Consider the following 24,398-nt stretch of genomic DNA (forward strand, 5'->3'; position numbering starts at 1 on the left):
CACATTTTGGAAAACGGCTTTTTTATAAATCTATTAGATTAAGTTTTTACGAAAACCTTTGATTGTTAATAAATTACCCTAAAATCACTAAAAAAAGTAAATCATATATCATGAAATACCTTATTCGAATATTATTTATCGCTGTTGTTATTCTTGTTGCTGTTGGGTATTATTATAAGAATTCAGGAGATCACACCAATGGAGATAAATGGGTTGGAATCGGAATATTGGGTGCTACTTTTATTCTAATGCCTTTATTCATCTATCATAGGTGGAAAAACAAAAATGTAAAAGACTATATGTTAACCGAAGAAAATATCAAAAAAATGAGAGATTTTAATAATAAAGAAAAATCTGACAAAAACTAAAATTCTGCAAATATTTACATTTTGATAACAAATTTTATTGTTTTAAAAGTTACCTTTATAACTCATATTATTATCTCATTACAATGGAAGGAACAGTAAAATTTTTCAATGAATCCAAAGGTTACGGGTTCATTACCAACGACGAAACAGGAAAAGACATCTTTGTACACGCTTCAGGATTAAATGGCGAAGCACTTAATGAAGGTGACAAAGTAGAGTACCAGGAAGAAGAAGGAAGAAAAGGAATTATCGCAGCACAAGTTCGCGTAATTCACGATTAAGATAAAAATCTTTAAGTTTCACTGGCGCTATTTATAGCGCTTTTTTTATTCACCAATATTATATTTTTCTTTAAACTTATCGCCTTGATATATCAAAAATTCTAATATTCTTAGACTATCGTTTGACATAAGAATAAATTTTATTCCTGTTTCTTCATCTAGGAAATCTAGAAAATTATAAAACTCAGTTTCAGGAATCTTCAATTCTTTAATAAAAAAATCTTCTTTATAAAAATCCAGGGCATGAGTTTTTGAATCAATTTGTATTGATTTATTTTTAAATACTCCAGAAATTAGATTAATTACTAGTCCCAAATCGATTGACACAGAGGCTTGGCTACTGCCTCCTCCTAGAGCAATATTTTTTACTGGTGACTGAGCATCATCTTGCCAAACAAACCCCATTTTCTTAATCTGAGCCGCATTCCATAGTGGTAATCTATCCTCATACGTTGGAATTTCTTGAATATCTTTTTGTATATCTCCGGATAAAGAATATTGAGATATGTGCACTTCATCCAATTCATTAATGGCTGGTTCCAAAAAAATGAGCAAATTACCCAATTGTAAATCTTCTTCTTCTACGATATACTTTTTTAATTGAAATTGAACAGAAGAAAACACAATTGCATCTCCTACATTTGCAAGTATTTCAAAATATCCTGATTCATCATTTACGGCACCTATTTCCTTGGTAAGATTTACAATATTTACGAATTCTAATTCCAATGCAGCTGCAATGATCCTTCCTTTAAGCTCAGAAGATTTCTGACTAAAACTTGAAAAAGTAATTAATAAGAAAGAAACGTAAGTGATTTTCTGCATTCGTTATTAGAATAATATATGGTAGTATCAGTCTTTAATTTTTCAAACCATTATTACTATTAAAAAGTTTACTTTGATTAATTAAATATTCAAGAATTATTAATTTGTTTCCAGATTTAAGTATTTCATTTGTTTCAGACTGCAGATTTATATAGTCAAGAAAATTATACAACTCGGTTTCGGGTATTTTTAATTCATTTACCAAGAAATCACTGTTATAAAAATCCGACACCTCTGGAATACGTATCTCTTTTGATTTTCGATTATCTTTTTTCTTAAAAAGACTTGCAACCATTCTACCGGCTGCAATAAAATTAAAAGCTGTTGCATTCTTTCTGTGATCCACCGTAGTATTCCTTACTGTAGCAGCTCCTTTTTCGTGAACAAATGGAGTTTCGTCTAACATTTTTGCATTAAACATTGGTAGCTTGTCTTCATAGGTTTTTATACTTTTTACATCTTCTTTGACTTCTCCAGAAAGATTGTATTGTGAAATCGTAACCTCATCTAATTCATTTACTTTAACTTCTAATTGAATGAATAGATCAGCCTTTTTTAAATCTTGTTTAGTAACAATGTGTGCTTTTTGTTGATGCTGGACAGAAGAGAAGATAATTGTATCTCCTTTTGTAGCTTTTATCTGAAAAAAACCAGCGCGATCATTAATCGTTCCAATACCCTTAGTAACATTTATGATGTTTATGGATTTAGATGGGAGTGTGTCCATTCTTATTTTACCACGTAGTATGTCTTGATCTTGAGAAAACCCAACAAAACTTAATAGAGAAATCACAAAATATAGCGCCTTTTGCATTCAAGTTGATTCTACAAAAAAGACGTAGATCTTTAGGCACAGTTGCAAATAGCTTTTAACTATTCGAATATTAAAAAAGAATCGATACTCTATCCGTTTTATTTATTTTTAGTTTTGCCATAATTTTGAGAAATGCTATAGCGGTAATAAATGCATCCCCAGAAGCAGTATGTCTATCACTTTTAGATATCTTTAGATCATCACATAATTCATCTAAACTATAATGCATGTGTTTTCGATTACTACGATATACCAAGTGTTTTGTTTTACTAAAGAGAACCCCAGTATCCAAAAACTTATTCTTTAATGTTCCTAATCCGTTTCTTTGTAGAACCTTATTTATCATATTTCTATCAAAATTAGCGTGATGCGCTATCAAGATAGAATTTCCAATATACTTAATAAAGATCTCAATAGCCTCAGACTCTGATATCGTATCTAAATTATTACTTTTTCGAATTCCATGAATCTCTACGGTATCAGAATTAAAAACATCCTGTTCTAAGTACAATTCCAACTGATCTGCCACTTCAATGGAGGTATTATTGACCGCAACAGCCCCAATAGACAAAACTCTATCATCTATATAGTCAAAACCAGTAGTTTCTGTATCAAAAGCAATAAAACGAGTTTTCTCGATTGGTGTTTTTTGTTGTTTCTTATCAAAAAAAGCAAGATACTCTACCCAGAAACCAGGAAATTCTTTATCATTTTTTCTAGACCATAAACCCATCTACATGAATGTTTTAAGCTGAAAACGAACTCTTAATACCTCTTGTATATCTCGTATTGGTCTAAAGCACCTTTTAAGTCTTAGTTTATCTCTTTTGCTAAGTGTACTTAACTTAATAAACCTGCCTGAGTCCTTATGCATTAATCCCTGACGAGTTCTAAATTTAAGCAACACCCTAAATGCTTTGGCACAACTCTCGAAAAGTTCCTTATTATTATGTTCTAGTTCCGCAAGTTTTTCATAGCGGAGTAACGTATTGTTTACTCCTTTTAAGTTATGATACAAGGTTAAAATTCTAGCACCATCAATAAGCACCATCATTGCCCTGATTTTGATGTCAAAAGTATCCTTATGTTCCCCGTTTTGCTCTACTAAAAACTGTTTAAAGAACCCCAAAGGTGAAGGCTTTTGCAACGCACTAACTCCCAATAAAGCCAAAAATCTGTCACTTTTATTTACACCATCAAAAACTACATCTGACAGCCGATTCACCAGATTAGAATCTCCATAAACCAACTGAAAATCAAAGAAAATAGATGATAATAATGTGCTTTCTTCTGTAGGAGTTGTCATCCAGTTTCTAAATTGTGCTTCCCATTCTGAAACCGACATACACCATCTCGGATTACTCGCCATCATTTCTGCCGGACAATATTCAAAACCGATAGTATGCAAACTTTTAGTAACTTTTCTGGCTAGCTCTAAAAAGTACCCTTTAGTAGCTTCATATTTCTCTTCGCTAACATCTTCAAATACTATTGCATTATCTTGATCCGTTACTAATAACTGCTCTCTTCGGCCTTGGCTTCCTAATACCAAAAAACTGAATTTTACAGGTAATGGTGAAGACATTTCTTTTAATGATAGTTCTATAGTTCTTACTACCAACGCATCGTTTATTTCAGAAATAAGATTTAATATATGAAGTGTCGGTATATCCTGTTCTAAATATGTTTTAAGTAACTTTTCTACTTGTTTTCTTATATACCGAAGCCTTTCTATTTTCTTTACACGTTTAATTTCCTTTATCAATACCGACGGATTATTTCCTAAAGACACTAACAAATCATGATTAGAAAAAACACCAACCAATTTTGTATTACGAGTTCCGTCTTTGGTAATACATAAGTGACTAATATTATTTTTGATCAATGCAATTTGAGCTTCGGCAATAGTAATTTTTTTAGAATATGTTTTTACAGGGGCGGTCATTATTTCAGTAACTATAGATGTAGCAGGAAACAAACCTGTCGCTACTTTTGCTCTAAGGTTACTATCAGTTATAATACCCAAAGGATATTTATTTTCGTCCACTACCACTATAGAGTTTGTCCTATAAAGATTCATCTTTAAGGCAATATCTTTTACGATGGCATTTGGTGAACAAGTAAGTGGTTTTTTTCGATAAGAAATAGTACGTAATGTAGAAAGGTCTTTTGCGGTATCAATCGAGATTGTATTATCAATTCTGTTACCTTTTGTTGTCTCCGTATAATAGTTCCTAGCATGTGCCGCAAAAGTTTCTAACAAGAATTTATTTACCTCTTTATTTTCATCTATAAATGGTTTAAAAACCATTGATGGAATTGCATACACTATAGATTCTTCATCTGCCTTAGCGGACATTCTGTAATCTTTCTTGATAATCATAATACGAAGCCCAAAAAGATCACCCGAATCACATATATCAACCAAATCTTGCTCATTACCGGCACTCCTATATAATCCAATAGCACCTTCCCTTACAATATAAAACTCATCATGACATTTTTCATCTTGCCTAAAAACATACGTATCTTTTTCTAAATACAATACTCTGATTTGACTGGAAATCATAAGAAGCTCTTCCTTCTCCAACATACTAAAAGGAGGGAATTGTTTTAAAAAATCCTGAATTCGCTCTGCAATTGTATTTTTCACACGTTTAAATTTCTTAATATTTGTTTCATACTTTCAAAACTGACATCAATTCAAATTACGTTTTTCAACAAAAAATCGTTTCAGTATATCACCACACTCTTCCTCAAGTATCCCACCCGTCATTTTAGTTTTGGGATGTAGTTTTGTTCCCATATTTATACATCCACGTTGTTCATCTCTGGCGCCATATACAATTTTACCTATCTGGGACCAGAATAAAGCGCCTGCACACATTTGACAAGGCTCAATAGTCACATACAACGTACACTCTTTAAGATATTTACCCCCTAAAAAATTAGCCGCTGCTGTAATCGCTTGCATTTCTGCATGAGCTGTAACGTCGTTTAGTAATTCCGTTAGATTATGTGCTCTTGCGATAACTCTGTCAGCCACTACTACTACCGCTCCGATAGGTATTTCTCCTTTATCATAAGCAGCCTCAGCTTCCTGAAGTGCTTTTCTCATAAAATGCGAATCGTCATATGGATCAAACATATAAAATTGAATTTTAAGTAAAGCTAATAAATATAATCCTTCTTATTTCTATTCAATAAAAATTTATATCTAAGTATTATCAGGATCACTTTTAAATACTTTTTAAGTCTAATATCGCTCGTCTATAAGCATCTATAGTTGTTATGAACTTAATTGTTACAGCTCATTTCAAAATAGTATTTTTGCATCATGAAAGACACATTACTTTCACATATTGATTTTCCAAAAGACCTTCGTAAACTTTCTGCGGATCAGTTGCCTGATTTAGCCAAAGAGTTACGAGATTTTGTGATTAATATTGTAGCAACTAAAGAAGGTCATCTAGGAGCAAGTCTAGGTGTTGTAGAACTTACGATTGCTTTGCATTATTGTTTTGACACTCCAAATGATTTATTAGTTTGGGATGTGGGACATCAAGCATACCCTCATAAAATACTTACCGGAAGAAAAAAATCTTTCCATACCAATAGACAATTAGAAGGCATTAGCGGTTTCCCAAAACGTAGCGAAAGTGAATATGACACTTTCGGTGTTGGCCACTCTTCTACTTCTATCTCTGCTACTTTGGGTATGGCAATTGCTTCAAAATTAAAAGGAGCGACTGAAAAACAACACATTGCTGTCATTGGAGATGCATCCATTGCAAGCGGAATGGCTTTTGAAGGACTCAATCATGCAGGAGTTACAGATGCCAATATGCTTATCATACTTAATGATAATTCTATCGGAATTGATCCAAGTGTAGGAGCATTAAAAGAATACTTAACCAAAGCAACTGTTGGGTACAAACCCAAAACCGATAATATAATCGAAGCGTTAAACTTTGCATATTTCGGACCTATTGATGGACATGATCTACCTAAACTTTTGGAAACTTTAGAAAAGTTAAAAACCATTAATGGCCCAAAGCTTCTACATATTATAACCACAAAAGGTAAAGGATTAAAACAAGCTGAAGAAAATCAAGTAACGTATCATGCTCCTGGAAAATTTGATGCTACTACTGGTGATTTACTTCCCAAAAAAGACACACAACAACCTCCTAAATTTCAGGATGTATTTGGACATACAATTCTAGAATTAGCAAGGAAAAATAAAAAAATTATTGGTATTACCCCAGCTATGCCGACTGGTAGTTCATTAAAATATATGATGGAAGAGATGCCAGATAGAGCATTTGACGTTGGTATAGCCGAACAACACGCAGTTACACTGGCTGCAGGAATGGCAACCCAGGGATTAGTGCCATTTTGCACTATCTATTCTACTTTTTTACAACGTGCATATGATCAATTGATCCACGATGTTGCTCTACAAAATCTACCTGTTATCTTCTGCATAGATCGTGCTGGTTTAGTTGGTGCCGATGGGGCAACACATCATGGTATTTTCGATATTTCGTATCTAAACTGTATTCCAAATATGCTTATAGCTGCTCCTGCTAATGAAATTGAATTAAGAAACCTTCTCTACACTGCTTCTTTGCGTTTAGAACACCCAATTGCCATTAGATATCCAAGAGGAAGAGGTACAATTATAGATTGGCAAGTACCTATGCAGAAAACGCCTATCGGGAAAGGGAAATGTCTTACTAAATCAACATCAGAAATTGCAATAATATCTACTGGCACTATTGGTACTAATGTTACTAGTGCTTTAAAGTCTATTGAAAAGAAAATAAGTCATTACCATTTTTGCTTTATAAAACCTCTGGATTCAGATTTAATAAAAGAAATATTACAAAAGTACAAAACCGTTATTACTGTTGAAGATGGTGCGATTAAGGGTGGTTTTGGAAATACAATTATGGTTTTTTCCAATAAAAATAATTTTTCGACAAAAATTATAAATCTTGGAATTCCTGATCAATTCATTCATCACGGAACTACAGAAGAATTACAAGAAATTTGTGGTATTTCTGCTAAGGGAATCACTAATACTATCCTGAAATATATTTAATAAACAATCCTTCAGCTAAACCCAAAAGATGTTCAGCGGTTTTTAGTTTTCAAATTATTAACACTCTATTAGCGCTGCAAGCCTCAAATTATTTTTCTCAAATAAAAGAATAAAAAAGAGGCTGTCTTTACAAGACAGCCTCTGTATGTTAAACCATAAGAATCTTTCTTATTGTATCACAATTTTAGATGTTGAAATGGCAGTACCATTTTCTGCTTCTATTCTTAATAAATAGATTCCAGATCTAAGATTTGTTTGTATTCTATGAGTACTAGTAAGTACCGTTTCATCCTTATAAACTACTCTTCCGTTTATATCAAATATCGATATTGTACTATTACCTACATTTTCAGCAACTCTAATATCAAACGCTCCGGTAGAAGGATTTGGATAGATTTGGAATACACCTTCATTTACATCATCAACACCTAAAGTGAAATTAGTACAATCCAACTCAGATGTTGGTGGCACATCAAACGCTGGTGTTTGATCCGTTCTGCTTGTAGGGAAACCTTGACTTGCACTAAAACCAACTCCTCTTTTCGCAAATACACTCCAAATAAGACATTTATTGTCATCACTATTAGGCAACAAATCGGCAGCGGCAAGAATCCCATCTCTACCATCCACAAAACCTGGATTACACGCCTGTAATTTTAAGCCATCGATAACCAACTGCATTGCTAAATTATTACCTCCTGTACCATTATATAAATCCGAATCAAATCCGTCCCTTTCTATAAAAGCCCACGTCATATCCCACAATATAGAAGCCCATATTGAACCTACTCCATGAGGAACAGAAAAATCATCCTCATCTTTAACATTATCATAGGTAACAGGGTTTATTGTCATATCTGTACTATACGGAAAAGGTCTAATTCCTCTGCCAGTAGTAGGCTGTGCCGTAGCATAAGTACCTATTCCTCTAATATCCGTTGATGTATCACCAGCCTCAATCGTCATCATTAATGCGAACCAATCAGACCAACCTTCTCCCATCTGCTCATCACCAGACAAACAACCGGAATTAGCTGCTCCTCCAGTAAGACGTGTAGAAATTCCATGTCCATATTCGTGAATTACAATACCATTATCAAAAGATCCATCTGCTGTTACTATTAAATCTTCCGGTGCCGTTTCTCCGACAAAACCTAAACTAACATTAATTGTTTCGGTACTTATTAAATTAATAATAGCTTCTCCATCAGCACTGCTAATACTTACTGCAGGAATAGCAACTTGATCGTCACCTCCTCCCATTGTAATATCTCCAGCCACATTATTAACTACTATAACCGCCAGTGCTCCTGCATTTTGACAAGCAATCACCTTGGCAGTAAAATCACACGATCCTCGGCGTACCACAGCGATATTACCATTAATATCGGTTGCATTAACAATAGTAGAACAAATATCGTTAGGATCTGGATTCGGACTATCATCTATCGCCAATACCAAATCCGCAGTTAGTGGACTTGCTTCATCTGGAGGATTAACCTTACCAGGATCAAAGTTATTATTTAATGCTCTATACTCGCCAGCTAAGCTTGTATTGTTAACTTCCAACTTCACTTCCGAATTCAAAGGAGACCACAAAAACATTTGCATTCTTGGATTAGCTCCATCCGGTGGAGTACCAAAATTTGCATTATTAAAACCAGAACCATCCTGACCATCTGCGATTACTTCATCTCCTCCTGCTCCGCCATTTCCATAGTTATTAAGCTGGAAATTACCTGAAGCCTCATCAAAACCATATTGATACCATACATCGTGGACAACGTTGCTTGCATAAAATAAGTTGGTTAGAGATGCGTTTTGATAAGTAGATACCGTAGCTGTAGGATCATAGGGATAATCAAACACTAAATTAGCACCTCCATCTGGTTGATTTCCAGGAAAATTATTTCCATTTAAATCTTCTGCCGCTCGTACATTATTACCTTGAGTAGTAGTAAATTCTGCTCCCGCTGCTCCGTCTGTATCATGCCATCCAAATGGAGAAGCCACCACATTTGCAGGATTCGTTTCTATTGTTCTGCCACCATGATTAGGACTCTCTACTGCTGGAATCTTAAACACATTATAAGTACCTTCCATTAACAGAGGAGAGCTCTCGGACTTGCTGTTAAAACCAAATCCAAATGAATGTGTCTTATTGGTATTCGCTTTAGTATTCGTTTTCTTTTTAATAGAAGTATTATGATCAAAAGTACATTTTGTCATCCAATTGTCCTTACTAATCATTTCTCCACTGTTAGCATCTATTCTAACACTATACCAATTCTCACCGTCCTTAGCATGTATACTTAAATCCCAAGACAATAATAATTGATCATCTTTAAATTCATATATAAGTTCTACAGGAATTTCATCTACCGAAACATTAGACTTCGATACTGTAAATTTAGAATTACTCGACTTATTTATGATAGTTGCATTACCAACATCAGTAAGGTTAAGAGCAATTGCTGCTTTTTGAACAGCATTTGTCGCAGATAACTGAGCACTTACTGTATTTACCTTAGACTGTAGATCGTTGATAAGCTTTCCGGAAAAATGTACAACTTTTCCATTTTTAACAGCAAAATTACCTATTGTATTTTTTATAGGAATTCCATTATATGTTTGCACTACATAAACGTTCGTTAAGTTCATGCTTTTTGAAAAAGATTGCGACTGTATTTCAAGATCACTAACATCTTTTTGATCCATTCCGGATGTGACTAAATAGTCTTTAATAACACTAACGTTATCCTGATTTTGGGCAAAACCAAAATGTACTCCAATTATAAAAATGAAGAGTTTAAAATAATTTTTATTCATAACAAAAAAAGTAATTAAATTTTTATGACAAAATATATTTTTTAAGAATTGACTAACCAAAATTTTCTTAAAAAAGTACTAAATTTTAATTGCTAAAATATATAATTCCCTTTCAACTACCCACTTTTATTGAATATTTTTTGTTTATAAGGCCGAAAAGCCTTAAAAATTAACATATGTTCAACGAAATATGCCTAAATTAAAAGAATCATCAACATTCTAAATAATTGTATTAAGTCAATTTGTTATAGAAGAGTAACTTATGATAGCCCTTTTTACATTAAGCATCAACTGTATTACGGAAGCTATATTGATGCAAATACCACTAAATCTTCTTCTCACTTATTGTTTAAGACTAGAGCAAACAATTATCCTCAAACGCATTAGAAAAACAATTATTATTAACTAGAAAACTGTTATACTTTATAAATACAAAACACTAAATCTCTAATCCTTTGATCTTCTGAAATTTCAGTAACGCATTTCCATCCGTGAGACTGGCCACATAATTACTAATACTAATTAATCTGGTATATAGGTCGTCATTTTTATGGTCAAAATTGTTCCCCTCAGCTTTTAGAATAAGCTTATCGTAATTAGAGGCGCGTTCTTTATTAAAATTATCGGTTGCTATACAGTAGCGATCTAACAAAGTAGCGAGAATCTCGTATCCGGCAATCTCTTTTTCTACTACTTCAGAACTTTGATAAATTTTAGTTATACTAATTTTTATAATATCATCAATTTGTGCCTGATACTTGCTTTTATCAATAAGTGCTTCGGCAAAATTTCCTGATAAAATTTCCTCTTCATACTGAACAAAAGTACGTGCGGCTTCTTGAATCAAAGTATTAATGGCTAATGCTCTTAAATAACTCAGACGATCAGCTGTAGTGGTTAAACTATTATATTTTGCAGTATTAATCGTGTCTTTTACTAACTTAATCAAATATTCTAAAGCATATTCTTCCTGTATCAACCCTAGATTAATACCATCTTCAAAATCTATGATTGTATAACAGATATCATCTGCCGCTTCTACCAAAAACGTTAGCGGATGTCGACTGTAAGTAGTTTCATTCCCTATCTGATGCGAAAGTAAACCTACTTCTTGTGCTACTTCTTTAAAGAAAGTACTTTCATTCTGAAAATATCCGAATTTCTTATGTGCGATATGTGAAGTTGGTTTTTTAGGCAAAGATTCCTTTGGGTATTTCATAAAAGCACCGAGTGTAGCATAAGACAATCTCAACCCCCCTTCTATTCCTTGTCTGGATTCAGTTAAGATTTTAAACCCATTTGCATTTCCTTCAAAATCTATAAGATCCTGATATTGCTTTGGAGTTAAAAACTCTTGATACTTTTTACCTTTTCCGGTAGCAAAATATTCTCCAATTGCTTTTTCTCCTGAATGCCCAAAGGGAGGATTACCAATATCATGAGACAACGAAGCTGCTGCTACGATCGCTCCAAAATCATTAAACTGGTACCCATGAATTGTGGAAAGATGAGGGTGTTTTTCTAAAATCTTCTTTCCTACCACTCGCCCTAAAGAACGCCCCACTACAGAAACCTCTAAACTATGCGTTAATCTAGTATGCACAAAACTGGTTTTGGACAAAGGAATTACCTGAGTTTTATCCTGCAGACTTCTAAAAGCTGAAGAGAATATAATTCTATCATAATCTACTTCAAAACCTAATCGGGTTTCATCTTGTTCTTTACGCAATCTCTTATTCGTATCTCCCTGTCTTTTTAAGGATAGGAGCTGTTCCCAGTTCATCATAAAATCAGAATTCTAACAATGTGCTATCAAAATAATAATAGTCCAAATATAACACTATGAAGTTATGTACGAAATGAATTATCATTCCGATCCATAAAGTATTGTATTTATGTCGTAAATACCCTAGATTTAAAAAACAAAGATATTACATCTAAAAAACTAAAAAACTCTAAATATCTAAATATCTAGTTCTTCTAACAACTTATCTCAAATAAAAAAGGGAAGCTTCTTCGCAGAAAACTTCCCTTTTACCCTATATAAATGGTCTATTTAAGACCCACACATTAAACAATCATCTCCTTCAGCTTCTTTAGATTGCTCAATAATCGCACGAAGTTCTTCTGGAGTCAAGGCTGTGCCTTCAACAGCGACTTGCACTGCTTCTGGTTCTGGTTGTGTTTTGGGAGCAGATTGTGCTTCCATTACTTGCGCTGCAGCAACCGCTACTTGCTCTGCTTGTGGCTGCTCTTTCTTTTCCGTTTTAAGTGTAAACTTAATCGCATCCACCGCAGATTTAGTTCGTAAGTAATACATTCCTGTTTTTAATCCACTCTTCCAAGCGTAGAAATGCATCGAAGTAAGCTTCGCCATCGTAGCGCCTTCCATAAATAGATTTAGCGACTGAGACTGATCGATAAAATAACCTCTATGACGAGACATATCTATAATATCTTTCATACTCAATTCCCAAACAGTTTTATAAAGCTCTTTAAGATCCTGAGGAATGATATCTATATTTTGAATAGATCCATTGGCACGCATAATTGCATCCTTAAGGTCATCACTCCATAGATTTAACTGCACAAGATCTTCTAAAAGGTGCTTATTTACTACGATAAACTCTCCTGATAATACACGTCTTGTATATATATTACTTGTATATGGTTCAAAAGCTTCATTGTTTCCTAAAATCTGAGAAGTAGATGCGGTTGGCATTGGCGCCACTAATAATGAGTTACGCACTCCGTTTTCTAAAACCTCTTTACGAAGACTAGCCCAATCCCAACGACCACTTAATTCCTCATCTTTAATTCCCCATAAATTATGCTGGAATTCTCCTTTAGAAATAGGCGATCCTTCATAACTTTGATACGGTCCGTCTGCTGTAGCCTCTTCCATAGAAGCAGTAACAGCAGCAAAGTATAAAGTTTCAAAAATCTCTTGATTCAATTTCTTAGCTTCATCGCTAGTAAAAGGTAAGCGTAACATAATAAATGCATCTGCCAATCCTTGCACACCTAATCCAATAGGACGATGACGCATATTAGAGTTTTCTGCTTCTTTTACAGGATAATAATTACGATCTATTACTTTATTTAAGTTTTTAGTTACTCGTTTTGTAATTCTAAAAAGCTCTTCGTGATCAAATGCTCCATTTTTCACAAACATCGGCAATGCAATAGAAGCTAGATTACAAACTGCTATTTCATCAGGACTTGTGTACTCCATAATCTCGGTACATAAGTTAGAAGAACGAATGGTACCTAAATTTTGTTGATTAGACTTACGGTTCGCAGCATCTTTATATAACATATATGGCGTTCCAGTCTCGATTTGAGATTCTAGAATCTTTTCCCACAATTCTCTTGCTTTTATAGTTCTACGCCCTTTTCCAGCAGCTTCGAAACGTAAATATTCTTTTTCGAACTCGTCACTATGGATATCAAATAATCCAGGGCATTCATTAGGACACATTAAAGTCCATTCTGCATCGTCCTGCACACGTTTCATGAATAAGTCCGGAATCCACATTGCATAGAATAAATCACGTGCTCGCATTTCTTCTTTACCATGATTCTTTTTAAGATCAAGGAAATCAAAGATATCCGCATGCCATGGTTCTACATAGATAGCAAAAGAACCTTTACGTTTTCCTCCACCTTGATCTACATAACGTGCAGTATCATTAAACACTTGTAACATAGGAACAATCCCATTAGAGGTTCCATTTGTACCTGCAATATATGAACCTGTAGCACGCACATTATGTATAGACAATCCAATTCCACCTGCAGATTGAGAAATCTTAGCGGTTTGTTTTAGCGTATCATATATCCCATCTATACTGTCATCTTTCATTGATAAAAGAAAACAAGATGACATTTGTGGTTTTGGTGTTCCAGAATTAAATAATGTAGGCGTAGCGTGTGTAAAATATTTCTTAGACATTAACTCATACGTCTCTATGGCTGCATCCAAATCATTTAGATGAATTCCTATAGAAACTCTCATCAACATATGCTGAGGACGTTCTGCAATCTTACCATTAATCTTTAGCAAGTACGAACGTTCTAATGTTTTAAAACCAAAATAGTCGTAACCGAAATCACGATTGTAGATAATTGTAGAATCTAACTTCTCTTTATTAGCAATAATGACTTCATACACCTCATCAGAGATCAATGGAGCTTTTTTCTCTGTTCTCGGGTTTACATATTCATATAAGTCCGTAACTACTTCAGAAAACGTCTTTTTCGTATTTTTATGTAGATTAGAAACCGAAATACGAGCTGCCAATTTAGCGTAATCAGGATGTGCAATTGTCATCGTAGCAGCAATTTCTGCAGCCAAATTATCCAGTTCACTAGTAGTTACTCCATCATATAATCCCTCAATCACTCTCATTGCTACTTTGACCGGATCGACTAGAGCGTTTAGTCCATAACATAACTTTCTTACCCTCGCGGTAATTTTGTCAAACATAATTGGCTCCTTGTGACCGTCTCTTTTTACTACATACATACGCTTTTGGTTTTTATAAAATTCTTCTTCTGAAGAACGTGATATTAATCTGTGTTACTATTCCCTTTATTTATTGAAAACTAAAATTCACAAATGATTTCCCCCGAAATCGGATACTAAAAAGAAACCTCTGTGTTATAATAACCAGAGTTATTCTTATTAAGTAAAATATAATTATATGACTTTCGCCTTCTTTTGTTTTGTTCGCAAAGCTTTTAGAAAGCTTTATCAAACTGAGCTAATCGCTATTTAAATAGAAGTCCTATTCTTGATTAGCTCAGAATGAATGTATTTTTATTCTGAAATGATTTTCAGATTCCAGCCTACGCTGGAATGACAAATTATTGGATACCCACCTTAATCGGTGAAAATCTTTTTAATTAAAAATCAGCATCAAAACTTATTTTATTTTCTTCTGTATCTTTATTAAGTACTCCTGCTTTCTGGTATTCTGAAACTCGTTTTTCAAAGAAATTAGTCTTTCCTTGTAATGAGATCATATCCATAAAATCAAATGGATTAGCAGTACCATACTCCTTTTCACATTCTAATTCCATTAATAATCTATCCGTAACAAATTCTAGATACTGCGTCATTAATTTAGAGTTCATACCGATCAAACTTACAGGAAGTGATTCAGTAACAAACTCTCTTTCTATATTTAAAGCATCCACTATAATTTCGCGAATTCTTTCTTTCGGCACTTTATTTACCAAGTGTTTATTATGTAAATGCACAGCAAAATCACAATGCACTCCTTCATCTCTAGAAATTAATTCATTAGAAAAAGTAAGTCCAGGCATTAAACCACGCTTTTTTAGCCAAAAAATTGAACAAAATGCCCCAGAAAAGAATATCCCTTCTACCGCAGCAAACGCGATCAAACGCTCTGCAAAAGAATCAGATTCGATCCATTTTAAAGCCCAATCTGCTTTTTTCTTAATAGCAGGAAAGTTATCAATTGCTTTAAACAAAATGTCTTTTTCTTTTTCGTCCTTCACATAAGTGTCGATCAATAAAGAATAAGTTTCAGAATGGATATTCTCCATCATAATCTGAAAACCATAAAAGAATTTTGCTTCGCTATACTGAACTTCATTTACAAAGTTCTCCGCGAGATTTTCATTTACAATTCCATCTGAAGCAGCAAAAAATGCTAAAATATGTTTGATGAAATATCGCTCATCATTTGTTAGCTTAGTCGCCCAATCAGTAATATCCTGATGTAAGTCAATTTCTTCTGCTGTCCAGAAGCTAGCCTCTGATTTTTTATACCAATCCCAAATATCATGATGTTTGATAGGAAAAATTACAAATCGGTCTTTATTTTCTTGCAAGATTGGCTCTACTGCATTCATCTTTTTTCTTTTAGCTAGTTTTATATTTTTTCTTTTCCGCTACGGACTAACAAAGATCAAAAAATGTGCTAGAAGTTTCACAAAAAGTTAGCAAACGTTTTCAACAAAGTTTTCAACACGACGGGAATTAACCGTTAAAACACAACAATTCACAACTTCTATTTAAAATACTGATTATCAATTATTTAGTCTTTATACAAAAGATATAAACAACGTTGTTAGTAACCTCATCAACCACTTATTTTTCACCTACTAACAAGGTTTTTTACATTAAAAAAACAAAACCCAAAAACCGTCAATTTTACGGTAAAACCACAGGTTAATAAATGCGAAAAAAAATTACTTTTTTTTAATATTTACAACTAAAAAAAGAAAAAATCATATACAAATGATGTACATGATTTTTCTTAATAATCTTTTTAATACATTTTAAATTCTAAGGCCAAGAAAAAGTTTCTCCTGTAAGATGATTTGTATACAAACCTGTTCCATCAAATGACCAAACAAAACTTTCTGTTAAAACTCCCGACTCATAAGCTTTTATAGATCCGGATTGATCTGTTTCATTAAAAACAAGTTCTATCTTGTCATTATTCCCATCTTCTATTGTAAAATTAATAATACTTCCTGTTTTATTGTAAGTCATTAACAAGAACTCTCCATCTTCTCCATTAAACTTTACTTCAAAAAAAGTACCATCTCTACTAATTCTACCTTCATAAAAGGTTCTACGAATACCACCTTCTTCAATATCATATGTGAAATAATCAAAAGCAGCATCTGAAGTTACTGTATAATACAATGTAACACCACCAAAACTCCACACCCACGTTCTATTGTTTTGACTATTCTTACCTATAATGCTTTGCTCTTCTGCATCCTCAGGAATTGACAAAAAAACAGAAGAATATACTAAAGCCTGTACTTGTAACGATGCTAGTGAAAAAACAGCGTTAGATGCATACGTATTTTCCTGAGCATATTGCTCCATACCTTCAGGAGCTTCAATATTCTCAATAGATGTCTGATATTGTTCTATGCGGCCTTGAATATCCTCTAATTGATTTTCGTTTTCTATTACTAATCCATCGTCTTCGCTACTACAAGATTGAAATATAGCAGCAATAGCTATCATCAATAACACGCTTATTCTCTTTAATCTTAAATTCATTGTTTTTTCTTTTAATTGTTAGATAATTTACTACTTAGTATCTTCAGAAGTTCTGAGGTAAACATTCTTATAGTATTTTTTTGAGAAAAATTAAATCTTTTTAAACTCTACTCTTCTATTTTTTGCTTTCGCCTCTGGAGTATTTCCTGTATCAATCGGAACACTTTCACCCTTACCATCCGTTTTTAATCTAGAAGAATTAATCCCAAATTCATTGACGAGCACCTCTTTAACTGATGCAGCTCTTTTTTCGGAGAGCTTTTGATTAAAAGTATCATCCCCATCTGTATCTGTATGACCTGTGATTCGAACTTTTACCCCAGCATTCTCAGAAAGAACATTGGCAATTTTTTTAATTGTACCATAAGATTCCGGTTTTACAGTGGCTTTTCCTGTATCAAAAGTAATTCCATATGTAACTAGCTTACCTTCTGTAATTAGTTTATTTCGCATATCAGGCTTACCAACTGCATATCTAACATTACCCAAATAGTAAAATGTGTTTTCTGGTGTCGTTTCTGAGAAAAATTTTAAATTCTTAATTACTACATTTTTTTCAAATGCTCTGGGTATATCAAACACCTTTTGTTCATCTATATACACTCTCATTCTTTGTTTTTGTTTCCAAATGGAAACGTGCATCTTTTTACCTCGACCACTATTATCCTTATTTAGTTTTCCGAATTTTTTCTCAGAACGTAAATTAAAATTACGATCAGCGCAATATTTCTGAATATCAACCTGTCCGCCACCGCTTATTCCTCCACGAATAATAAAAGAGAACCCATTTTTCCCGGGAGCACCTTTTTGTAATTCATATCCTGAATTCTCTACATCAGAAAACACAACATGAAGATCACGTTTGTAAGCATATTTAGAGACATCAAAATCAAATACTACATCATATTCTAAAGTAAAGTTTTCAGGAAATTCTTCTATGAATTCTGGAACATAAGATCCGGTTCCAGTTCCTATCTGGATAAAACGTCCTTCTTGATTATTAAGAGTAACTACTTCAGCTGAATTAGAGGAGTTCCAACGTGCAGGCAAATCACCGATTTCATCCTGACTAAAATCTTCGAAGGCGATTATTTTTTCTCCAGCCACAAAATCAAACTTAGAGTATGCAGCAAACAAAGGCTCTAGGCTTTCTGTTTCGTGTATCACACTCTCTTCTTCATTATTAGAAGAAATGACAGCTCCTTTTGTCTTCTTATTTTTATTCTTGCTTTTCTTCTTTTTTTTGGGTTTTCCATCAACTGTATCGTCTATTGTCTTACTTGTTTTTTTTGATACTTTTTCTTCTGTTTTCTTCAAAACGGTTTTCTCAGCAGCTTTCTCAGCTGTTTTTGCTACTTTTTTCCAGAACTGTGCTTCCGCTTGCTGAGGGATTAGTAAAACAAAAAATAGTACTGATATCCCAATGATCTGCTTTATAGTTTTCATAATTCTTATGTTTGGTTTTGTCTCTTTGTGTGCTTTTTATAAAAAAGGTTAACTTTATCTTCGGAAAATAAGAATGAACCTATTACCCTATAGTCAGGTTACAACGTATGAAGGAAGAACTCTTAACGCTAAAAAAAGGTCACAATCAAGCTTTAGAAAAGATTTATAATGAATATCGTAATGCTTTTTTGCAGTTTGCTAAAAAATATGATCTAGATCACGATGCTCTTATAGATGTATACCAAGAAGCGTTTATTGCATTACGTGAGCATGCAATAAATGGCAAACTAGACCATATAAAAAGCTCTGTCAAAACGTATTTATTCAGTATTGGGAAATATATGATCTATGATCAGCTTAAAAAGCAGAAAAAAACTATTTCTTATGAAAACAGCCTGGATTATAAAGAAACTTCTGATACAACAGAAATTTTTGAAGAACCACAGTTAACTCCAGAACAACAATTACTAAGACAGCATTTTAAAAATCTGGGGAAACGTTGTCAAGAAATGTTAACCTTATTCTATTATCGGGGACTAACTATTGATGAGATTGCGGAAAGTTTAGGCTATGAAAGTAAAAATGTAGTAAAAAGCCAGAAGTCTCGTTGTTTAAAATCCCTAAAAGAATTAATTAAAACCCCCGCTTAAATGGAACGAGAAGAGTTAATAGACAAATATTTGCAGTCGGAACTGACTCCGGAGGAAAAAGATCAGTTTGACAGCTTATTAGAAAATGACGCATCATTCAGAGAAGATGTTGAATTACATAAAAACTTAAAGGTAGTTTCTGGTACTGAAGATAGAGATCAGTTAAGGAAAAGTATGGCTGATTTTGAAGCTAAAATCGCAGCTAACGAAACTAAAGTAGTACCCTTATTTAATTACAAAAAATTATTGGTTGCAGCTTCTATATTATTAATAATTGCCGTTGGCGGAATAACACTCTTAAATCCTTTTGGAGTGGATACTAATGAGTTGTATGCAGATAATTTCGAACCATATAAAAACGTGGTAACCCCAATTGTTAGAGGTGAGAATGATGAAAATGAAGAAATTATTGCATTCACATCTTACGAAAGCAAAGAATATGAATTAGCTACAGATCAATTTGCAAAATTGTATAAAACAACAAAAAGACCTTATTTTCTTTTATATCAAGCAAATTCTTTATTGGCATCCGACAAAATAAAAGAAGCAATTCCATTATTAGAGCAACATATTGGATTAAAGGATGAGCTATCAGAAAGAGGGAAATGGTATTTATCCCTTGCTTATTTAAAAGAGAACAGAAAAAAAGAAGCTATTCTTTTATTGGAAGAAATTGTAGAAAAAGGTAGTTTTAAAAAAGGTACAGCCGAAAAACTTCTAAAAGATTTAAAATAGTAAAACTACTATAATAGACTTTTTATTTTTCTAACCACTACAAACAATACCGGAATTCCTAGTAATAGTAACCACCAAAAATAAGAGTTATCTACTTGAATTGCTGTAGTATCACCCGAAATCATAAATCCTGACCAATAATAAGGATGGGTAAGCAATTCGTCTTCTGCTGTTTTTAAATAAGTTAGTTTTGCTTCGCGTAACGCTTTATCTTTTGGTAATGACGCATCCAGATTTTCATAAAAGTCTTGCATCAATTCTGAAGTAGTCTGATCATTAATTTTCCATAAAGTGGTCACTAGAGATTTAGCTCCTGCATAACTAAATCCTCTTGCCAAACTAAGCATGCCTTCACCTTTCTGAAGCTTTCCTAAACCGGTTTGACAAGCACTTAGCGTTACTAAATCCGCATTGATATTATATCCATAGAGGTCCTTTACGTACAACAAACTTGATGCTTCATTGTTATTCGGAGCAAATGCCAGATAGGAATAATCAGGATGCTCATCATTTGCAGCTGCGTGTGTCGCAAAATGAAGCATATTATACGTTCGAGAATTTTCTGAAAAGGATACTAAAGAAGCTTCATTACCTGTAACTGCTTTTCCATTAAAGAATTTGGTTATTTGATTTACCTCATCTGTATTATACAACAATGGACCAAAATCCGATCTATCTTGCTGTGTGTTTATACTCGTATTACCAAAAGTCGGAGCATATGCCAATAGCCGATTCTTAGCAGTTTTTATTTTATTTTGCTGTTCTTTAAGTAGTGTCGCTGAATTTGTATAAGAAATCTGATATTCCTTAATCAAATAATCTGGTTTGTCTTTTGATGTTGACAAAGCATCAAACGGTAAATAATTTAATATATCATCCGAAATTATAATCAATTCTTTTGATTCAATCTTTTTTAAAGGTTCTTTTAGAATGTTCTCATATATCGAATACCCTTCTTTATAAATATCTGGTAACCCTTTACTATTCACTTTTGATAATAATGAATAAAGTTTAGTGATCTTTTCTCGATGATTCTTTCCGAAAGGAATTTTATAAAAGTTTTTTGAATCGTTTTCTATAGCAATCAAAAACAAATTTGTATCCGTAGAAAAATAACTCAACAGGGCTTTCTTTTTTATAATTTCAGAGGTAATTTCTTCCAAATTAATCACTTCCGAATTATATTTTAAATCATAATACTTAGGGTAATTATTCTCAATATCAGAGATAAAATTATAGTATCTGTTTTTTAATTGAAACAGCGAATCAAAAACTACCATATTAGACTTTTGATTAAAAAATTTCTTCTCTAAATGAATGATATTCGCTCTAAACTGCTGTTCTTTATCTATAATTTCTTCTGGCACACCTCCGTAAGAACTGGCTTGTGTACTCCTAGCAGCTTCTAACAACAATACACTTTTACTTTTTTCCATAAAGTAAAAAGCATCTGTAATATAAGATGATTCTTTAGTAGTATTAAAAAGATCAAATGCCACTTCTACCATCCTATGAAAAGCGGGATACATTTCTGATAATAGAAATTGTTTATCAACCTTACTTTCGAATTCAGGTTTCAATAAATCTAATGTCTCTATAATGGCATAAGATGTTGTCAACGCCATTTTAAGATCTTCTAACCGATTACTTTTATTATGCAATAATTGAAATGCCTCTAGTTTTTCCTTCAATATCTTAACTAACTCTAATTTAGACAGTACTTTTTTGGGTTTAGGGTTACTTTTAATATCCGTATCATTAAAACCAGGTGCTATCTGTATTAAAGATTTTTGGTAAAACTCTAACGCCTTTTCTGGATTTTCCTTTGCTATATACAACTTCCCTAATTTGGAAAAAGCATCCGCCACATCCCGGTTTTTTTTATTTTGGCTATACACTTTGGTTTTAGAAAGGTATGATTGGTAAAAGGTTTCTGCCTTTTCGAATTCCATATTTTGTAAAAAAGCATCACCCTTTAACACTTCTAATTTAGCGAACAAAATGTCTTCTTTTTTATAAAGATTCTTACTCTTCTCAATATACTTTATAGCAACCAGAACGCTATCCTGTGATAGGTAGTTTTTGATTAAAAGTTGAGAAATAGCTTTTATTGAATTAATGGCTCCAGGTTTATTCTCCATCGTTTCAAAAAAATCTAAAGATTCTAGCTGTATTTTTTTTGCTTCATCATATTTTTTTTGCGCCATTAAAACTTGAGAAAGCCTATACTTAACTCCAACGGATTGTGTTTGCCATCTTGGAATTTTATGATTTTCTATATCACTTATAATTCTGCTGTAATATTCTTCTGCTAAATCATTTTTACCTTCTCTTCTATAAATTGATGCGAGGTATTGTTGTATATTAATTTTTGTTTCGATATCAAAAGGAGATAAATCATTTACGTTCGGATAAAATGTATCTAAAAGTTCTTTAAAACACTTTTTTGCTTTCGATAAGTTATTCAATTTAAAATGATAATTTCCTTTATTAGTATTAAGGAATTTCAGATAATCATTTTTTGAAACTAAAGAGTTAATTAAAGGATCATGGACCATGATTGAATCCATGGTATTAATATCTTTCTTTAGATTTTTCAAATCAAAATGAAAACCATCAGAATTAATCAACAAACTAAGCGTTCCTAACTTATTGTCTAAACCATTAATATCTTGATTAGATAAATCATAACTCTTCTGTAAGTAAAAACGAGTACTATCAGGATTTCTATACAAAAAGCTCATTCCCTTCCGGTTAAGTCTTTCTATTTTCCTAACTAAAACTGAATCTATCTGAGTTTCTTGCTGAGAAAATACAAGACTCGATAAAAAACAATAAATCACAAGTGGTATATATTTCATAAAAAAGCCTTTGTATGAACAAAGGCTAATTTAATAATTTATAGTTAATATTAATTTATCAGCTACAAAGTACCATAAAAATTATATGATAGATCCATTCCCCCTTCAGATTTCTTAACAACCACCAAAAACTCTTCAGGAAGTTGTATTCCTTCAGTAAGAAATGGGCTTTCTAATAAATTTTCATTCAATTCACTAGTTTCAAACTCTTCTAAAGCAAATAAAACTTCTTCACTTTGAGGATCAACAAGCTGAAAACCAAAATTATTAAGATTCTGTTCTACCAAAATAGTGTTCACAACATTAAGCGGTACAGGACAGTTATTGTCTGGTCCCGGATCGAAACATGGAGGAAGTGGAGGAATTGGCCCCAGACCAAACCCTACCAATCTTTCTTCGATAACACCTCCTCGTTCTTCAATAAAACTTAACCTATTGTTTACACTTTCTAATTCTCCGAGCGCATTATCATTTTGAGGATCATTTTCCAAAATAACAAGAAGCTCTTCTTTTCTTTGGTTAAGCCCTATTTCTTCCACACCTAATGCGTAATCTTCAAACTGTAATTCTAAAACAGTTTCTCCACTTGCAATTTCTTCGATAACTTCTATTTCTAAGTCATCATCACCGCAGCCAAATGGAACTGTGGCAAGCATAAAAAGTCCGATACATACTTGAATTGTTTTCATAAAATTATTGTTTTGGTTTTTTTGTTAGTATCCCTTTTCCCTACAAGGTCAACATTAACGACAATAAAAATAATGAAATTTTATTTTCTAAGATCTGCAGCTACCTTTTCTAACTCCATATACCAATCTTCTCCAAACTTGCGGATCAATGCTTGCTTTACGAATTTATACACTGGTACTTGTAATTCTTTGCCCAGTGTACAGGCATCATCACATATTTCCCATTTATGATAATTTACGGCAGAAAACTCTGTGTAATCCTGAACTCTAACAGGATATAAATGGCAGGATATTGGTTTTTTCCAATCTATTTCTCCTTGATTATAAGCCTCTTCAATAGCACACAATGCTGTGCCTTTTTTATCAAATATCACATACGCACAATCGGCTCCATCAATTAGCGGAGTTTCTAATTCCTGATGTGGCGTTTTGATATAAGTTCCTTGTTTTTCAATCGCTTCGATTCCTTCTTTTCGAAGATACGGTTTTACAATAGGGTAGATTTCCTCAAGTTTTTGAGCCTCTGACTCTTCTAATGGTGCTCCTGCTTCGCCATCAATACAACAGACTCCTTTACATGCAGAAAGATTACATACGAAATCTTTTTCTATGATTTCTTCTGAAACTATGGTTTTTCCTAATTGAAACATATTGCGAAGATAGTTTTTATGAAAGATAAATTTTACTGATTATTTATCTTTTTATGCTACTTTTACTATGCGAAGTCTATTTACTT

The 24,398-nt window shown here is 33.0% G+C and carries 19 protein-coding genes; 5 read left to right on the top strand and 14 right to left on the bottom strand.

Annotation, left to right across the window (positions count from 1 at the left end; all coding sequences use genetic code 11):
• Positions 1–110: 110 nt before the first annotated feature.
• Both D1818_RS12205 and D1818_RS12210 read left to right on the top strand, forming a co-directional pair.
• A complete protein-coding gene (locus tag D1818_RS12205; RefSeq protein ID WP_118459282.1) occupies positions 111–368 on the top strand; it encodes a hypothetical protein in 258 nt (85 codons plus the stop codon).
• An 83-nt stretch (positions 369–451) separates the two neighbouring features.
• Complete coding sequence (locus tag D1818_RS12210; protein ID WP_118459283.1) at positions 452–649, top strand: cold-shock protein; 198 nt, start codon at positions 452–454, stop codon at positions 647–649.
• 45 nt (positions 650–694) lie between these two features.
• On the opposite strand, the gene D1818_RS12215 is transcribed toward D1818_RS12210, so the two are convergent.
• The 5 genes from D1818_RS12215 to D1818_RS12235 all read right to left on the bottom strand — a co-directional run bounded on the left by D1818_RS12215 (position 695) and on the right by D1818_RS12235 (position 5,436).
• Positions 695–1,474 (bottom strand): hypothetical protein, encoded by a 780-nt coding sequence (locus D1818_RS12215; protein ID WP_118459284.1) that lies wholly within the window; start codon positions 1,472–1,474, stop codon positions 695–697.
• A gap of 34 nt (positions 1,475–1,508) precedes the next feature.
• Positions 1,509–2,288 (bottom strand): hypothetical protein, encoded by a 780-nt coding sequence (locus D1818_RS12220; RefSeq protein WP_118459285.1) that lies wholly within the window; start codon positions 2,286–2,288, stop codon positions 1,509–1,511.
• Between the two features lie 70 nt (positions 2,289–2,358).
• Positions 2,359–3,021 carry a PolC-type DNA polymerase III gene (locus tag D1818_RS12225; RefSeq protein ID WP_118459286.1) on the bottom strand — a complete coding sequence of 221 codons (663 nt, stop codon included), beginning with the start codon at positions 3,019–3,021 and terminating at the stop codon, positions 2,359–2,361.
• Complete coding sequence (locus D1818_RS12230) at positions 3,022–4,941, bottom strand: DUF294 nucleotidyltransferase-like domain-containing protein (RefSeq protein ID WP_118459287.1); 1,920 nt, start codon at positions 4,939–4,941, stop codon at positions 3,022–3,024.
• A 45-nt stretch (positions 4,942–4,986) separates the two neighbouring features.
• A complete protein-coding gene (locus D1818_RS12235) occupies positions 4,987–5,436 on the bottom strand; it encodes a nucleoside deaminase (RefSeq protein WP_118459288.1) in 450 nt (149 codons plus the stop codon).
• A 189-nt stretch (positions 5,437–5,625) separates the two neighbouring features.
• On the opposite strand from D1818_RS12235, the gene D1818_RS12240 reads away from it, so the two are divergent.
• Complete coding sequence (locus D1818_RS12240; RefSeq protein ID WP_118459289.1) at positions 5,626–7,395, top strand: 1-deoxy-D-xylulose-5-phosphate synthase; 1,770 nt, start codon at positions 5,626–5,628, stop codon at positions 7,393–7,395.
• A 168-nt stretch (positions 7,396–7,563) separates the two neighbouring features.
• Here the strand turns inward: D1818_RS12240 and D1818_RS12245 are convergent, their stop codons facing one another.
• The 6 genes from D1818_RS12245 to D1818_RS12270 all read right to left on the bottom strand — a co-directional run bounded on the left by D1818_RS12245 (position 7,564) and on the right by D1818_RS12270 (position 18,727).
• Entirely contained in the window at positions 7,564–10,224 is a 2,661-nt protein-coding gene (locus D1818_RS12245; protein WP_118459290.1) for a T9SS-dependent M36 family metallopeptidase, read from the bottom strand.
• A 439-nt stretch (positions 10,225–10,663) separates the two neighbouring features.
• Positions 10,664–12,007 (bottom strand): deoxyguanosinetriphosphate triphosphohydrolase, encoded by a 1,344-nt coding sequence (locus tag D1818_RS12250; protein WP_118463700.1) that lies wholly within the window; start codon positions 12,005–12,007, stop codon positions 10,664–10,666.
• Between the two features lie 273 nt (positions 12,008–12,280).
• Positions 12,281–14,752, bottom strand: coding sequence for a ribonucleoside-diphosphate reductase subunit alpha (locus D1818_RS12255; RefSeq protein WP_118459291.1), 2,472 nt, complete (start codon positions 14,750–14,752; stop codon positions 12,281–12,283).
• A 380-nt stretch (positions 14,753–15,132) separates the two neighbouring features.
• Positions 15,133–16,110, bottom strand: coding sequence for a ribonucleotide-diphosphate reductase subunit beta (locus tag D1818_RS12260; protein WP_118459292.1), 978 nt, complete (start codon positions 16,108–16,110; stop codon positions 15,133–15,135).
• Between the two features lie 436 nt (positions 16,111–16,546).
• The gene (locus tag D1818_RS12265; protein ID WP_118459293.1) at positions 16,547–17,281 is read right to left on the bottom strand and encodes a hypothetical protein; all 735 of its coding nucleotides are present in this window, start codon (positions 17,279–17,281) and stop codon (positions 16,547–16,549) included.
• A 90-nt stretch (positions 17,282–17,371) separates the two neighbouring features.
• Positions 17,372–18,727, bottom strand: a complete 1,356-nt coding sequence (locus D1818_RS12270) for an OmpA family protein (RefSeq protein WP_118459294.1) — start codon at positions 18,725–18,727, stop codon at positions 17,372–17,374.
• Between the two features lie 107 nt (positions 18,728–18,834).
• Here D1818_RS12270 and D1818_RS12275 point away from each other — a divergent pair, with 107 nt between their 5' ends.
• Both D1818_RS12275 and D1818_RS12280 read left to right on the top strand, forming a co-directional pair.
• Positions 18,835–19,377 carry an RNA polymerase sigma factor gene (locus D1818_RS12275; protein WP_118459295.1) on the top strand — a complete coding sequence of 181 codons (543 nt, stop codon included), beginning with the start codon at positions 18,835–18,837 and terminating at the stop codon, positions 19,375–19,377.
• A complete protein-coding gene (locus tag D1818_RS12280) occupies positions 19,378–20,112 on the top strand; it encodes a hypothetical protein (protein ID WP_118459296.1) in 735 nt (244 codons plus the stop codon).
• Between the two features lie 8 nt (positions 20,113–20,120).
• On the opposite strand, the gene D1818_RS12285 is transcribed toward D1818_RS12280, so the two are convergent.
• The 3 genes from D1818_RS12285 to D1818_RS12295 all read right to left on the bottom strand — a co-directional run bounded on the left by D1818_RS12285 (position 20,121) and on the right by D1818_RS12295 (position 24,312).
• Positions 20,121–22,856 (bottom strand): CHAT domain-containing protein, encoded by a 2,736-nt coding sequence (locus D1818_RS12285; RefSeq protein ID WP_158596906.1) that lies wholly within the window; start codon positions 22,854–22,856, stop codon positions 20,121–20,123.
• A 179-nt stretch (positions 22,857–23,035) separates the two neighbouring features.
• Positions 23,036–23,662, bottom strand: a complete 627-nt coding sequence (locus tag D1818_RS12290) for a hypothetical protein (protein WP_118459298.1) — start codon at positions 23,660–23,662, stop codon at positions 23,036–23,038.
• A gap of 80 nt (positions 23,663–23,742) precedes the next feature.
• The gene (locus tag D1818_RS12295) at positions 23,743–24,312 is read right to left on the bottom strand and encodes a DUF3109 family protein (protein WP_118459299.1); all 570 of its coding nucleotides are present in this window, start codon (positions 24,310–24,312) and stop codon (positions 23,743–23,745) included.
• Positions 24,313–24,398 lie beyond the last annotated feature (86 nt).

The sequence above is a fragment of the Aquimarina sp. BL5 genome, from assembly GCF_003443675.1.
Taxonomy (GTDB): domain Bacteria; phylum Bacteroidota; class Bacteroidia; order Flavobacteriales; family Flavobacteriaceae; genus Aquimarina.

Coding starts and splice junctions, on each gene's coding strand:
- D1818_RS12205 (WP_118459282.1), top strand. CDS start 111: ATGAAATACCTTATTCGAATATTATTTATCGCTGTTGTTATTCTTGTT.
- D1818_RS12210 (WP_118459283.1), top strand. CDS start 452: ATGGAAGGAACAGTAAAATTTTTCAATGAATCCAAAGGTTACGGGTTC.
- D1818_RS12215 (WP_118459284.1), bottom strand. CDS start 1,474: ATGCAGAAAATCACTTACGTTTCTTTCTTATTAATTACTTTTTCAAGT.
- D1818_RS12220 (WP_118459285.1), bottom strand. CDS start 2,288: ATGCAAAAGGCGCTATATTTTGTGATTTCTCTATTAAGTTTTGTTGGG.
- D1818_RS12225 (WP_118459286.1), bottom strand. CDS start 3,021: ATGGGTTTATGGTCTAGAAAAAATGATAAAGAATTTCCTGGTTTCTGG.
- D1818_RS12235 (WP_118459288.1), bottom strand. CDS start 5,436: ATGTTTGATCCATATGACGATTCGCATTTTATGAGAAAAGCACTTCAG.
- D1818_RS12240 (WP_118459289.1), top strand. CDS start 5,626: ATGAAAGACACATTACTTTCACATATTGATTTTCCAAAAGACCTTCGT.
- D1818_RS12245 (WP_118459290.1), bottom strand. CDS start 10,224: ATGAATAAAAATTATTTTAAACTCTTCATTTTTATAATTGGAGTACAT.
- D1818_RS12250 (WP_118463700.1), bottom strand. CDS start 12,007: ATGAACTGGGAACAGCTCCTATCCTTAAAAAGACAGGGAGATACGAAT.
- D1818_RS12255 (WP_118459291.1), bottom strand. CDS start 14,752: ATGTATGTAGTAAAAAGAGACGGTCACAAGGAGCCAATTATGTTTGAC.
- D1818_RS12260 (WP_118459292.1), bottom strand. CDS start 16,110: ATGAATGCAGTAGAGCCAATCTTGCAAGAAAATAAAGACCGATTTGTA.
- D1818_RS12265 (WP_118459293.1), bottom strand. CDS start 17,281: ATGAATTTAAGATTAAAGAGAATAAGCGTGTTATTGATGATAGCTATT.
- D1818_RS12270 (WP_118459294.1), bottom strand. CDS start 18,727: ATGAAAACTATAAAGCAGATCATTGGGATATCAGTACTATTTTTTGTT.
- D1818_RS12275 (WP_118459295.1), top strand. CDS start 18,835: ATGAAGGAAGAACTCTTAACGCTAAAAAAAGGTCACAATCAAGCTTTA.
- D1818_RS12280 (WP_118459296.1), top strand. CDS start 19,378: ATGGAACGAGAAGAGTTAATAGACAAATATTTGCAGTCGGAACTGACT.
- D1818_RS12285 (WP_158596906.1), bottom strand. CDS start 22,856: ATGAGCTTTTTGTATAGAAATCCTGATAGTACTCGTTTTTACTTACAG.
- D1818_RS12290 (WP_118459298.1), bottom strand. CDS start 23,662: ATGAAAACAATTCAAGTATGTATCGGACTTTTTATGCTTGCCACAGTT.
- D1818_RS12295 (WP_118459299.1), bottom strand. CDS start 24,312: ATGTTTCAATTAGGAAAAACCATAGTTTCAGAAGAAATCATAGAAAAA.